Origin of the sequence: Leifsonia sp. CL147, assembly GCF_900114565.1 — a bacterium.
Classification (GTDB): Bacteria; Actinomycetota; Actinomycetes; order Actinomycetales; family Microbacteriaceae; genus Leifsonia.
This window is the reverse complement of sequence record NZ_FOTM01000001.1, coordinates 281,314-294,050: the sequence shown is the minus strand read 5'-3', so window position 1 is coordinate 294,050 and position 12,737 is coordinate 281,314. Positions and strand designations below refer to the sequence as shown.

Sequence of the window (12,737 nt, the reverse complement as noted above, 5' to 3'; positions counted from 1 at the left end):
CCGTCGAACCTCTGCGTGGCGATCGTCGCGGATCGCTATGATCGGCGTGCTCTCGCCGAGAAGAGGATTCCCGCCGGCTCTTCATATCTGGGGCGCCATCCTGGGCATCGGCGGCACCTTGGCCCCGTCATAGGAGGAGGCTTACTCGAGCTGATCCGCGACGAACGCGATCATCGCGGCTCTCGCGTCAGCCGACCGACGCACCGACCGGCGCCCCTGGGCGGACGGCGGCGCCCGGCGCGAACGGCGAATGCGCCCTTTCGGAACGTATGCGGTCGCGCGCGCAACCATGCCCGGGGGCGAACGGCGTATGCACCCTTTCGGAACGTTTGCGGTCGCGCGCGCAACCGCATACGTTCCCAACCGCCGCACACACTCCTGCCGGCGCGGTCAGCTCGACACGTTCCGAACGCGGCTCATGGTCGCCGAGAACGCCGTCTACATGGTTCCCGCTCCTCCACGAGATCACTACCGACCACGCCCACAAGCACGCCCACATCCCACAACCAGCACCACCAACCAGCGCCAACGACGAACCCATCGGCCCAGCCCTCTACGACACCGGCCTCAACCCCGAAGAAGGCTTCTGGACACGATCAGGCTGGGCCGGCCACAGCCGACACGCCCACACCATCCACTCTTTTTGGCCTATAAGCCGAAGCGGCGCCTAACCCGAGACGACGAAACGGCGGCTGATCATCAGCCGCCGTTCCCGTGCTTTCAACCAATGTAGCGAGGGCGGGACTCGAACCCGCGACACCACGATTATGAGCCGTGTGCTCTAACCACCTGAGCTACCCCGCCGCGGCCTCCCGTCGCCGTAGCGGCGGGGAGACGGAGCCCCCTGTGGGAATCGGACCCACTACCTCTTCCTTACCAAGGAAGTGCTCTACCAATGAGCTAAGGGGGCGCAGCCGACGCCTGCACGAGGGCAGGACGATTTCGGCAACCGTATGAGGATACCATCCACGACGGGCCGCCCCGAACCATCTCGGAGCGGCCGCGGACGGGAGCCGACGATCGACGATACCCGGCCCGGCCCCGCCCGGCCCCGCCGGCCCGGCCTGGCCCGGCCCCGCCCGGCCTCAGGCCGCCGCGGCGGCCTCCGAAGCGTCCGCAAGGGTGTCGAGATCGGCATCCGACAGCTCCAGCTCGACCGACGCGAGGAGGTCGGAGAGCTGCTCGCGCGTGCGAGCACTGGCGATCGGAGCGGTGATCGTCGGCTGAGCGGCCAGCCAGGCGAGCGCGACGGAGGCGACGGATGCGCTGTGCGCCGCGGCGACGTCGTCGAGCGTCGCCAAGACCGTGCGGCCGGTCTCGTCCAGGTACTTCGCGGCGCCGCCGGCACGGGGGCTGTCCACGGTCACGCCGTCGCGGTACTTGCCGGTCAGGAAGCCCGCAGCCAGTGCGAAGTAGGGCATGACTCCGAGGCCTTCGCGCTCGGCGATGGGTCGATACGTCGTCTCGTAGGCGCGCTCGACGAGGTTGTAGTGGGGCTGCAGCGCGACCGCGCGGTGAAAGCCCTCGCGCTCGGTGATGCGGAACCACTCGTCGATCCGCTCCGGAGAATAGTTCGAGATGGCGATGTACCGGACCTTGCCCGCATCCACCAAGGCCGACAAGGCACCGACGGTCTCTTCCAAGGGAACCGTCTCGTCGTCGAAGTGCGCGTAGTACAGGTCGATGTAGTCCGACCGCAGACGCTCGAGCGAGGCGTCGGCGGCGCGGCGGATGTTGTCGGCCGCGAGCCCCCGGAACTCGGGGTGCTGGCTCACCTTCGTGGCGAGGACGACCTGGTCGCGGTTGCCGCGCGCCTCGAACCACTCGCCCAGGATCCGCTCCGAGTCGCCACCCGTGTTTCCGGGCACCCAGGCCGAATAGCCGTCGGCCGTGTCGACGAAGTCTCCTCCGGCAGCGGTGTACCCGTCGAGGACGTCGAACGAGGTCTCGCGGTCGGCCGTCCAGCCGAACACGTTGCCCCCGAGCGAGAGCGGATAGACCTCGAGCTCGGACGAGCCGATGGTGCGACGCGGTGCGGTCATTCTGGTCTCCTTCGTTGTTGTTCCTGCTTCACGCTAACGCGGTCGACCGAGCCCTATTCCTGCGGTCCTCGAAGCTGTGGAGAGACGACGTCGAGCACGTACTGTGGACGGGTGATCTCCGTCGACGACTCCCGTCACGACCTGCGGGCGGACTGCTCCCAGTGCGTCGGCCTGTGCTGCGTGGCCTTGGCATTCGCCCGCTCCGCCGACTTCGCGTTCGACAAGCCGGCCGGCGATCCGTGCGTGAACCTCGACGGCGACGACCGCTGCAGCATCCACCCCCGGCTCCGCGACAGCGGGTTCGCCGGCTGCACGGTCTTCGACTGCTTCGGCGCCGGTCAGCAGGTGACCCAGCACACGTTCGCGGGAGCGAGCTGGCGGGATGGGGCGGAGATCCGCGCCTCGATGTTCGCCGTCTTCCCGGTGATGCGTCAGCTGCACGAACTGCTCTGGTACCTCGAGGATGCGCTGGCGCTGCCCGCGGCCGCGTCCCTCCATCCCGCCCTCCGCCGGGCGCGCTCGGAGGTCCGGTCCGTCACGGAAGCGGCCGCTGTCACGATCGGCGAGACCGGCCTCGAGGAGCTCCGGGGGGCGGCCGCCCTGCTCCTGCGCGACGCCGCACGACTGGCGCGTGAGTCCGGTCCGATCGGCGCGGGCCCCCGGCACGCCGCCCGTTCGCGGCTGCGCCCGGGCGCGGACCTCGTCGGCGCAGACCTCCGGGGTGCGGACCTGCGCGGCGCTGAGCTGCGCGGCGCGCTCCTCCTCGGAGCCGACCTGCGCGACGCCGACCTCTCCCGCGCCGAGCTGATCGGCGCCGATCTCCGCGGCGCCCGCCTCGACGGCGCAGACCTCCGCGACGCGATCTACCTCACCCAGGTCCAGGTGAATTCCGCGACCGGGGATGCTGCCACCCGGCTCCCGCTGACGCTCAGCCGTCCGTCGCACTGGGGCTGATCGCCCGGCCGTCGCGGGGAGTCACACTCTGCAAACGCTTCCACCGGACTCGCTATACTCCCCAACTGTGCACGGTAACATCCCGGGCATCGGCGGAACGTGCGCCGCCAGCGCACTGCAGCTCAGGAGGTGGGATGCCGGGCATCGACGATGTCGCGCGCCATGCCGGCGTCTCCACCGCGACCGTCTCCCGTGCGCTCAGCGGCAACGGGCCGGTGTCCGAGACGACCAGGGCCCGCGTCATCCAGTCGGCCTCCGAGCTCGGGTACGTCGTGTCCTCCAACGCCTCCGGCCTCGCGTCCGGTCGCACGCGCAACATCGGAGCGGTCGTCCCGCGGCTCGACCGCTGGTTCTTCACCTCGGTGATCGAGGGCGCCCAGCGGGTCCTGCTCCGCCGGGGATACGACCTCACCCTCTACAACCTCAACGGTGACGGCGAGGAACGGCGGCGGGTGTTCGAGCACCACCTGCTCCGCAACCGAGTGGATGCGGTGTTCGCCATCTGCCTGAAGCTCTCCGAAGCCGAGGTGGGCAGCCTCCTCGGGATCGGCAAGCCCCTCGTCGGCGTGGGCGGGCCGTTGCCCGGCGTCAGCACGCTCAGGCTCGACGATGTCGCGGTCGCCCGCCTGGCCACGGAGCACCTCATCTCCCTCGGCCACCGGCGGATCGCCCACATCGGCGGCTCGCACGAGTTCGACCTGGAATTCCACATCCCGACGAATCGCCGGCTCGGCTACGAACAGGCTGTCCGCGACGCCGGCCTGCCGGTCGACGAGGCTCTGCACCGGGCGTCCGACTTCACCATCCCGGGTGGCTACGATGCGGCGAAGCAGCTGCTGGACGCGCCCGATCGCCCGACGGCCGTCTTCGCCGCCTCCGACGAGATGGCGATCGGCGCCATCCTGGCCGCCCGGGACCTCGGTCTGCGCGTGCCGGAGGACCTCTCCGTGATCGGCATCGACGACCACCCGCTCGCCGAGTTCTTCGGCCTCAGCACCGTGGCGCAGCATCCCGGCCGGCAGGGTGAGCAGGCGGCCACCCTCTTGCTCGCCGCGCTGGAGCCGCGCCGGAACGGCGTCGTCGCCCCTCCCGAGCCGGTCGGTCACACGGCCCGCGCCGACCTGATCGTGCGCTTTAGCACTGCTCCCTCCCCCTGACCCCCGTCCGAAACCGTTACGAATACGAGGTGACCCCCATCGCCGCAACATCCCCCGTCCCCAGCTCCTCGCCCATCCGGTCCGACGTCGCTCCCTCCGGCCCCGGCCGCGAATGGTGGCGCTCGGCCGTCATCTACCAGGTCTATCCCCGCTCCTTCGCCGACGCGGACGGCGACGGCATCGGCGACCTGCCCGGCATCACCCACCGCCTCCCCGCCCTCCGCGCACTCGGCGTGGATGCGGTGTGGCTGTCACCGTTCCAGCGGTCGCCCCAGCGCGATGCGGGCTACGACGTCTCGGATTACTGCGACATCGACCCGCTCTTCGGGACGCTGGACGACTTCGACGCGATGCTGGAGACCGCGCACGGCCTCGGGCTCCGCGTGATCATCGACATCGTCCCCAACCACTCCTCCAGCGACCACGTCTGGTTCCAGGAGGCGCTGGCCGCCGGTCCCGGCAGTGCCGAGCGCGCGCGCTACCTCTTCCGTGATGGTACGGGCGCGAACGGCGAGCTTCCGCCGAACAACTGGGAGTCGATCTTCGGAGGCCCCGCCTGGGAGCGTGTCACCGAGGCCGACGGCCGCCCCGGCCAGTGGTATCTGCACCTCTTCGACAAGTCGCAGCCGGACTTCGACTGGGAGAACCCGTGGGTGCGCGAGCAGTTCCGCGGCATCCTTCGCTTCTGGCTCGACCGCGGGGTCGACGGCTTCCGGGTGGATGTGGCGCACGGCATGATCAAGGAGGCCGGGCTTCCCGACTACACGCCTCCGGCCCATGCGGGCAGCATGGGCGGGACCGCCACGCCGACTCTCGAGACCGGCGGCATCCCGCTCGAGCCGGAGATCGCAGCGCACGCCTCCTCCGAGCCGCCGACGCCGCCGTATTTCGCGCAGGACGGCGTCCACGAGATCTACCGCGATTGGCACCGGGTGCTGGAGGAGTACCCGGGTGACCGCGTGCTCTGCGGCGAGGCCTGGGTGGAGCCGCTGGACAAGCTGGCCCGCTGGGTCCGCCCGGACGAGATGCAGCAGACCTTCAACTTCGCCTACCTGGAGACGCCCTGGAACGCGGCGGCCCTGCGCAGCGTGATCGACGACTCCATCGCCGCGTTCAGCAGCGTCGGCGCACCCAGCACCTGGGTGCTGTCCAACCACGACGTCGTCCGCCACGCGACCCGTCTGGCCCTGCACGGCGAGAACCTCCAGGGCCACGGCATCGGCCCGAAGACGAAGGGACTGCCCGATCCCGTCTTCGCCCTCCACCGCGCCCGCGCGGCGACCGCCCTCATGCTGGCACTCCCCGGTTCCGCCTACCTGTATCAGGGTGAGGAGCTGGGACTTCCGGAGGCGATCGACCTCCCGGACGACGCCCGGCAGGACCCGACGTGGTTCCGCACCAACGGCGAGCGGTACGGGCGTGACGGCTGTCGCGTCCCGATCCCGTGGGACGGCGCCCAGCCCTCGTACGGCTTCGGCCCCGGCTCGGCGAGCTGGCTGCCCCAGCCCGCGACCTGGGCCACCTACACCCGCTCCTCGCAGGAGGGTGTGGCCGGCTCGACGCTGACGATGTATCAGGATGCGCTCGAGCTGCGCCGCCGCTACGACCTGGCCTTCGAGAACCCGCAGTGGATCGATCTGGGCGCCGGCACCCTCGCCTTCCGCTCCGGAGCGGTGACCGTCGTGGTCAACTTCGGCACGGCTCCGGTGGCGCTTCCCGAGGGCGAGATCGTGCTCGCGAGCGGTGTGGTCGACGGGCGCACGCTGCCCACGGACACGACGGTCTGGCTGGTCTGACGCCGGGCCCGGGTGGCGGAAGTCACTCCCAGGCGCTGTAGAAGCGCTCCACCCGGGGATGCAGCTGTTCGAAGAGGTCCGGCGCGGCCGCCACCAGAAGGCGGCGGCCGGCCGGGCCTCCTCCGATCCCGGCGACCCGGGCGCCGGCTTCGGAAGCGATGAGCGCGCCGGCCGCGTGATCCCACGGATTGAGGCCGCGCTCGAAGTACGCGTCGAGCCGCCCGGCGGCGACGCTGCACAGGTCGAGCGACGCCGCGCCGATGCGGCGGACGTCGCGCACATCCGCGATGAGGTCGCCGAGGAAGGACGCCTGCCGACGGCGCACCTCGGCGTCGTAGCCGAAACCCGTCCCGACGAGCGCGAGTGGCAGCTCCACTCCTTCGTTCACGTGGAGCGGCGCTCCGTTGAGGCGCGCCCCTCCCCCGAGGTACGCCGTGTACGCCTCCCCGGCGACGGGGTTCACCACGGCCCCCGCGAGGGTCCGCCAGGTCATCGGGTCGGCATCGCCCTCGACCACGGCGATGCTGACCGCCCACGTCGGGATGCCGTAGAAGTAGTTGACCGTCCCGTCGATGGGATCGACCACCCAGGTGAGTCCGCTCTGGCTGCTCCCGCCGCCGGACTCCTCGCCCAGGAATCCGTCGCGCGGCCGCGCGGCGGAAAGCGCATCCCGGATCAGCTGCTCGGTCTCACGGTCGGCTCGGGTGACGATGTCGCTGAGCGACGACTTCGATGCCGCGATCTCGACCCCGTCGCGCCGGCGCTGCAGGGCGAAGGCTGCGGCGCGGCGGGCGACAGTGGCGGCGATCTCGAGCAGTTCAGCGTGAGAGGTCATGCCCCCAGCCTCGCAGATGCGGCCAGGGACCAGAGCGGCGGGAGTCGAGCAGCGTTCCATGTTGGCGGGTGTTCCACAGGTCGTGGAACACCCCGTTTTATGGAACAGCACTCAACCGTCGCCTCGAAACCTGCTCGATCCGCTCGGCAAATCGACCGTCAAAGCGATAGCGAATTTCCGGAAAAACGAAAGCCCCGACTCCGTGGGATACGAGGAGTGCGGGGCTTCCAAATCGGTGGCCCGGGGCTCTCGCTCGGTGCGCAGTCGTGCTAGCGCGAGGGGATTATGGCGGCTAGTGAGTTCTGACACCTGTCTTCCTTGCGCCTGCGTCGACGCAGCGTCGGCCGATGACTACCTTTCCCCAGCCTGGCCGCCGTGCCCGCGCTCTCTGTTCCGTTCGGGCAAGGAAGGCCTATGTGCAGGTCCAGTCTGGGTCCTCGGTTGCGCCGCTGCGATCACCAGGCGCGCCACGAGCAAGAGGACGCCGAGGATTACGAGGGCAATTCCCCACCAGATCATGGCGTTGTCAGCGTCGACGGCCGAGCTGGTCGCGGGTAGGTTGATTCCGTTGTCGAGGCCAATGGCATGCGTAAGGTCGGTGACGTCTTGGTCATGCTTGAGCTGGTTCCCGCCGACACCCCACAGGATGCCGCCGAGGACGACAGCGACCGCGCCAAGCACAATGAGCGCGAGACCAGCGGGATTGCTCATAGGGGCACGGTCTGGCACGCCGCTCCTGACCGTGTGCGCTTCATCATCGAAGATCATTCCCGGATCCTGTGCCATGCCCCGGATGGTAGCGTGCTGCCTCCTCCCGTGGAACACCCCAGGACGGGCGGTATTGAGGTATTCGAGGCCTACCAGGCACCGCCGCAACGAACGGACGGTCAATCTGCGGCGCATAACGCCGAATTGCCGCAAGATATGGCCGCTTTCGCAGCAGGCGGCTACACGCGAGCGACACATGCGTCGACGTAGTCAACGCCTCAGTCAAGTAAGGGGATGGCCCCGCCCACCGCCGATAGAGTGCGGACCATGATCGCATTCATGATCTTTGGGTGGCTACTCCGCGTCGCAGGCACGTTGCTCCCGCTGTGGGGACTGCAAGGGCTCTACCGCCGGGCGAAGGCACGTAGCGACGTGCTCAGGCGGATCGAACTACCAATGGATGATCCAGCATCATTGCGCATGGGATATATGGACGTTCTCGTTCCAACCCTTATCAACGACATGCGAGATGCACCTACAGCGGTGAAGCTTGACCTACGCCGCATTGCTGTCGGGATCGTTCTCAGCTTTGCGGGTGACATCTTGCTCGCCTTGCACTAACGCACCGTTAGAGTGCGGTGCATGGCAATTCGCGCGGATACCCGTCGGCTCCTAGACGCAGTGGCAACGATGGAGCACGCTGCGCGGAAGTTTAGGAAGATCGCAGACTTCGCAGCCAAAGCGAACCCCGCCGATTACAGAGCGTGGGGTATGACGATGGCTCTCGACGTGCGGGAGCAGATCGAGATTATCGAGAAGCGACTGAGTGACCTGTACAGAGCCGCCGACTTGATCGAGCGCAAGGCGTCCAGGTAGGACCACCGCGCGACATGACAGGTACTCATTCGCGCGCCGCTTACACAATCGGCAGGGGAACAGCGAAGGGAACTCGGCGATGGCTCGAGTTCCCTTTGCTTTACTGGGTGGCGAGTGAGGGATTCGAACCCCCGAAGTCGATGACAGCTGATTTACAGTCAGATCCCTTTGGCCGCTTGGGTAACTCGCCATTGGCGCTCCCGACCACGGGTTGTTCTCGTGACCGAAGGCGCCACACAAGAATACTCGGCGCACGTCCGCAGACGAAATCAGCGGGCGCCCAGGCGCCACCCTGCTCGCAGAACCGAGTCGGCTCAGGCGGCGAGCGCCACCACATCCGAGGTCTTGCGGCCCGCGCTCACGCCGACGGACTGCAGTTCGACCGCTGTGCGGACCTCCGGCGCCTCCGCCGGCCCGGGCACGAGACTGAGCACTTGGCCGCTGCCGAACTCGGCGGCGACCCGTGTCAGGAGTTCGCCTTCCGTCATCCCGAGCACCCGGCAGAGTGCCGCGAGGATCTCGGAAGAGGCCTCCTTGCGACCGCGCTCGATCTCGGAGAGGTACGGCACGGAGACGCGCGAGGACTCGGAGAGCTGGCGCAGCGTCGTACCGCGCTCCGTCCTGATCCGGCGGAGCACCGAGCCGATCGCATGCCTGAGAAGCATGCGGCCAGCCTATGTCGGAAGCCGCGCGTCCGCGCCTACCGATTGCGGCGGTTCTGCTGTGAGCAGAATCCCCGAATGGATGCGGCCCCGAATGGATGCGGCACGATCGCGACACCCCGGTCGGCCTTCCGCCGATGTCGGTGGTGTGGCGCACAATCGTGGGCATGAGAACCTTGGAGATTTGCGAACGGTGCGACGGGACGGGTGCCGACCCCGCTCAGCACAGTGAGGACATCACCCTCTGCGTCGAGTGCAATGGTGACGGCTGCCACGTCACCTACTACGCCGAGCTGGCGCAGACGGCCTGACCTCCGGGCCCGGATCGAATGGCGGCGCCTGACCCCCACGCCGCGCTCCTCGCGGCCCGCTTCTGCGACCGGGAGTACCCGGGCGCCACGACGATCGTCCTGGGCGGTAGCGCGTCCACCGGCCGGCGGACGAGCACGAGCGACATCGACATCCTTCTGATCGCCCCGACCCTCCGGCGCGCAGACAGCGGCTCCACGCAGGCAGAGGCGCGCGTGGCTCACCGCGACGGAGAGCGCATCGACGTCTTCGCGTACACCGAAGAGGGCTACCGCGGTTGGGCGGAACGGGACTTCGCATCGGTGCATCCCGTGCTCCCCTACCTCCTGACCGAAGGCACGGTGCTCCGCGCGGGCACCGAGTTCGAGCGGCTCCGGGAGTGGTCGGAGGCGCGACTCCTGCGGGGTCCACAGCCGTCCGCACACGACCTGGAGTTACGACCAGCTGGGCGGCCGCGTGGATGAGGACTTCACGCGCTGAGGATGCGTCCGCTTGCTGTGATGGACGCTCAGCCTCTGAGAAGCCGAGCTTATGAACTCCATTGACCGTATGCGGGTCAGCTTCTCGCGCGTATTTCCTTACTCGTCCGAGATGAGGCTTCGAATCAGGGCCACCGTCTCGTCCTTCTTGCTGGGGTCGCTTGCGGCGGCGATGAGAGTAAGCGCAGTCAGCATGTTGCGGGGGATCGCCTTGTCGATCTCAATCCCGTTTCGGTCGAGGAAGTAGGCAAACAACGCCGCGCCGGTGCGTTTATTGCCATCGCCGAAAGGGTGATCCTTAACAAGGATGTACAGAAGGTTCGCGGCTTTTTCTTGCGCGCTCGCATAAAGGTCCTGACCCATGAAGGTCTGGTCGATCTGCCCGATGACTCCGCGAATCGAATCGTCTTTCGCTACGCCGAGTCGTTCGTCTTCCGGGTAACGACTGCGGAGCTCTCCGACTATGCGTTCGACGTCGTGGATGTCGATGCGTGCGGTGGCAACGACCTCCTCGGCGGGGATAGCCAGGTTCCCTCGGTCATAGTCGGCAAGGCGGTCGAGGTCTCCGGTGTACCGCTGCATGATCCGGCCTATGCTTGCCAGTTGCTCATCGTGAGAGGTGGCGAGCAACTCTGCTACCTGATGTGCGCGGTAAAGCTGAGCGGCATTCTGGTCCAGGATCTGTTTTCGGAGGATCCCGGTAGCCCATCTGCGAAAGTGAACGCCTCTGGGCGAATGGACCCTGTAGCCAACGGAGACGATGGCATCGAGATCGTAATGGGTTAGGGTCCGTCGGACGTTCCGGGTACCTTCGCGCCGAACTGACAAGAAATCCTTGTGAGTTGCCTCGTGGTCGAGCTCACCCTCGTCGATCGCGTTCTGCAGATGCAGGCTGACATTCTGCTGGGTTGTCCCGAACAACTCGGCCATCTGCGACTGTGTCGCCCACACGGTCTCGCCATCGAAACGCACCGGAAGACTCACCACACCATCAGGCGATGAGTAGATCTCCATGCCGGTCTCAGAGGCGCCCGGTGCTGGCTCTATCTGCGGGTCAGAACGCTCCATTGGCCCGAAGGACTGACCGTTCGACTTGGCGGTCGTCTTTCGACGTGGCTGCCGACTACTCATGCGCATTGCCTCTGATCTGTGAATGGCTCAGATCTATTCTCTCTGGTGGTAAACGGCGTTCCTACGACGACTCCAGGCGAACCCGAAGGCCGCCGGACGCCCGGGCTTCCGGCTATGCCAACGCGGTTCATCGCGAATGTGGCGGCCCCGCCCCAGCCACTCCCGGCAGCGGATCCGGGGCAGTCGGAAGCGCAGCAAACGTGACCCCCATCGCCGTAGACTCGATTTGCCAGAGTGCGGGTTCAGCACGAGCCCTGCGGAATTGACAGCTGATCAGCGTTTACTGGTAGATTGGGGTATTTTCCATGGCAGACTCCTCGTTCGACGTCGTCAGCAAAGTCGACAAGATGGAGGCGGACAACGCCGTCAATCAGGCCCGCAAAGAGGTGGACCAGCGCTACGACTTCAAGAACGTGGGCGCGTCCATCAAGTGGAGCGGCGAGAAGATCCTGCTCAAGGCCAGCACCGAGGAGCGCGTGAAGGCCGTGCTCGAGGTGCTCGAGTCGAAGTTCGTCAAGCGCGGCATCACCCTGAAGTCGCTCGACGAGGGCAAGCCGTACGCATCCGGCAAAGAGTTCCGCATCGAGGTCGGTCTGAAGAACGGCATCGAGCAGGATGCGGCCAAGAAGATCTCGAAGCTGATCCGCGACGAGGCGCCCAAGAGCGTCAAGGCGCAGATCCAGGGCGACGAGCTGCGCGTGAGCTCGAAGAGCCGCGACGACCTTCAGGCGACCATGGCACTACTCAAGGGTGCCGACCTGGACGTCGCGCTGCAGTTCGTCAACCTGCGGTGAGGTAACCGCGCATCCACTGCGTGACCGCGCCGTATGCGGACTCTCGCACGGGCCGGCGCGAGAGGAACACGTCGTGGACGGCGCCCTTCACCGACGAGACGGTGACGGTCGGCGCCAGAGCGAGCGCGCGCTGCGCGACGTCCCGGACGACGAGCACGACGTCGGACGACAGCATCTCCGGCGTCCAGTACGGCAGCAGAGTGGATCGTGCCGAAAGCAGCGTGAGCACCGGTGCGTCGATGTGCAGGCCGGCGGCGACACGGGCGTGGCCGGCGAGGACGGCCGTGAGCCAGGCCGGGTGGATGGGGAACCCGCGCACCGGACGCCAGGCCAGGTCGTAGTCCCACTCGCCGTCCATCGTGCGGGAGACGGTGCGCGAGTAGAAGCCGAGGTCGACACTCGGCATGGTCGCCTTCGGGCCCAGCCGAGCGCGCAGGTCGATGAGCGGGGTGAGAGCCGCGCGGACGGCGGAGTGCGCCTGGAATTCCAGCCACGGGCTGTTCAGGATGAGCGCGTCGGCCCGGCCGGGATTCCGGTCGGCCCACAGGCTCAACGTCAGCCCGCCCGTCGAATGGCCGAGCAGGATCAGCCGGCGCTTGGGCGCGTCCTGCCCACCGTGGCCCATCGCCTCCAGTGCCGCTTGGATGTCCTCGTCGTAGGTCGTGAGATCGTTCACGAAGCCCGGCGTCTGCCCGTCACGGAGGCTGCGTCCGTACTTGCGGAGGTCGAGCGCGTGGAAGCGCGCGCCCTGGTCATGCCAGAAGGCCGCCAGCTCCGTCTGGAAGAAGTAGTCCGACCAGCCGTGCACGTAGAGGACGTCGGCATCGGCAGCCGGCCCGTGGTGGAGCCGCAGCCGGGGATGCGGCGAGTAGCGCACCAGCGTGGCGACGGCCTCGCCCTCGGCGTCCGGGCGCAGAGGCAGGGTCAGCTGTTCGAACGGCTCACCCAGGATGTCCGGTCGCCATGCCTGCGTCGTCGCCATGTCCCCCTGCCC

The 12,737-nt window shown here is 67.7% G+C and carries 14 protein-coding genes and 3 tRNA genes; 8 read left to right on the top strand and 9 right to left on the bottom strand.

Annotation, left to right across the window (positions count from 1 at the left end; all coding sequences use genetic code 11):
* Positions 1-730: 730 nt before the first annotated feature.
* The 3 genes from BM287_RS01520 to BM287_RS01510 form a co-directional block, all read right to left on the bottom strand.
* Positions 731-804, bottom strand: a tRNA-Met gene (locus tag BM287_RS01520).
* 34 nt (positions 805-838) lie between these two features.
* Positions 839-910, bottom strand: a tRNA-Thr gene (locus tag BM287_RS01515).
* Positions 911-1,085: 175 nt separating this feature from the next.
* On the bottom strand, positions 1,086-2,042 hold the full coding sequence (locus tag BM287_RS01510) for an aldo/keto reductase (RefSeq protein WP_090034997.1): 957 nt from the start codon (positions 2,040-2,042) through the stop codon (positions 1,086-1,088).
* A 111-nt stretch (positions 2,043-2,153) separates the two neighbouring features.
* Here BM287_RS01510 and BM287_RS01505 point away from each other — a divergent pair, with 111 nt between their 5' ends.
* From BM287_RS01505 to BM287_RS01495, 3 genes are all read left to right on the top strand, one after another.
* Positions 2,154-2,996: a pentapeptide repeat-containing protein gene (locus tag BM287_RS01505; protein WP_090035000.1), complete on the top strand. Its 843-nt coding sequence runs from the start codon at positions 2,154-2,156 to the stop codon at positions 2,994-2,996.
* Positions 2,997-3,130: 134 nt separating this feature from the next.
* Complete coding sequence (locus BM287_RS01500) at positions 3,131-4,153, top strand: LacI family DNA-binding transcriptional regulator (RefSeq protein ID WP_090035003.1); 1,023 nt, start codon at positions 3,131-3,133, stop codon at positions 4,151-4,153.
* Positions 4,154-4,182: 29 nt separating this feature from the next.
* On the top strand, positions 4,183-5,949 hold the full coding sequence (locus tag BM287_RS01495) for a glycoside hydrolase family 13 protein (RefSeq protein ID WP_090035007.1): 1,767 nt from the start codon (positions 4,183-4,185) through the stop codon (positions 5,947-5,949).
* Positions 5,950-5,971: 22 nt separating this feature from the next.
* On the opposite strand, the gene BM287_RS01490 is transcribed toward BM287_RS01495, so the two are convergent.
* On the bottom strand, positions 5,972-6,784 hold the full coding sequence (locus BM287_RS01490) for an inositol monophosphatase family protein (protein WP_090035010.1): 813 nt from the start codon (positions 6,782-6,784) through the stop codon (positions 5,972-5,974).
* 351 nt (positions 6,785-7,135) lie between these two features.
* Positions 7,136-7,570, bottom strand: coding sequence for a hypothetical protein (locus BM287_RS01485; protein WP_139230584.1), 435 nt, complete (start codon positions 7,568-7,570; stop codon positions 7,136-7,138).
* Between the two features lie 249 nt (positions 7,571-7,819).
* On the opposite strand from BM287_RS01485, the gene BM287_RS01480 reads away from it, so the two are divergent.
* A complete protein-coding gene (locus BM287_RS01480) occupies positions 7,820-8,113 on the top strand; it encodes a hypothetical protein (RefSeq protein WP_090035015.1) in 294 nt (97 codons plus the stop codon).
* A 21-nt stretch (positions 8,114-8,134) separates the two neighbouring features.
* Complete coding sequence (locus tag BM287_RS01475; RefSeq protein WP_139230583.1) at positions 8,135-8,368, top strand: hypothetical protein; 234 nt, start codon at positions 8,135-8,137, stop codon at positions 8,366-8,368.
* Between the two features lie 108 nt (positions 8,369-8,476).
* On the opposite strand, the gene BM287_RS01470 is transcribed toward BM287_RS01475, so the two are convergent.
* Both BM287_RS01470 and BM287_RS01465 read right to left on the bottom strand, forming a co-directional pair.
* Positions 8,477-8,558: transfer RNA gene (locus BM287_RS01470), tRNA-Tyr, on the bottom strand.
* 124 nt (positions 8,559-8,682) lie between these two features.
* Positions 8,683-9,033 carry a helix-turn-helix domain-containing protein gene (locus BM287_RS01465; RefSeq protein WP_090035021.1) on the bottom strand — a complete coding sequence of 117 codons (351 nt, stop codon included), beginning with the start codon at positions 9,031-9,033 and terminating at the stop codon, positions 8,683-8,685.
* Between the two features lie 164 nt (positions 9,034-9,197).
* Between BM287_RS01465 and BM287_RS01460 the strand changes: the two genes are divergently transcribed.
* On the top strand, positions 9,198-9,341 hold the full coding sequence (locus tag BM287_RS01460) for a hypothetical protein (RefSeq protein ID WP_170857364.1): 144 nt from the start codon (positions 9,198-9,200) through the stop codon (positions 9,339-9,341).
* A gap of 18 nt (positions 9,342-9,359) precedes the next feature.
* Positions 9,360-9,803 carry a nucleotidyltransferase domain-containing protein gene (locus BM287_RS01455; protein WP_090035026.1) on the top strand — a complete coding sequence of 148 codons (444 nt, stop codon included), beginning with the start codon at positions 9,360-9,362 and terminating at the stop codon, positions 9,801-9,803.
* 114 nt (positions 9,804-9,917) lie between these two features.
* On the opposite strand, the gene BM287_RS01450 is transcribed toward BM287_RS01455, so the two are convergent.
* Positions 9,918-10,949, bottom strand: a complete 1,032-nt coding sequence (locus BM287_RS01450; RefSeq protein ID WP_170857380.1) for a virulence RhuM family protein/type II toxin-antitoxin system death-on-curing family toxin — start codon at positions 10,947-10,949, stop codon at positions 9,918-9,920.
* A gap of 305 nt (positions 10,950-11,254) precedes the next feature.
* Here BM287_RS01450 and BM287_RS01445 point away from each other — a divergent pair, with 305 nt between their 5' ends.
* Positions 11,255-11,743, top strand: coding sequence for a YajQ family cyclic di-GMP-binding protein (locus BM287_RS01445; protein ID WP_090035033.1), 489 nt, complete (start codon positions 11,255-11,257; stop codon positions 11,741-11,743).
* On the opposite strand, the gene BM287_RS01440 is transcribed toward BM287_RS01445, so the two are convergent.
* On the bottom strand, positions 11,730-12,725 hold the full coding sequence (locus tag BM287_RS01440; RefSeq protein ID WP_090035035.1) for an alpha/beta hydrolase: 996 nt from the start codon (positions 12,723-12,725) through the stop codon (positions 11,730-11,732). The genes BM287_RS01445 and BM287_RS01440 overlap by 14 nt on opposite strands.
* Between the last annotated feature and the right edge of the window lie 12 nt (positions 12,726-12,737).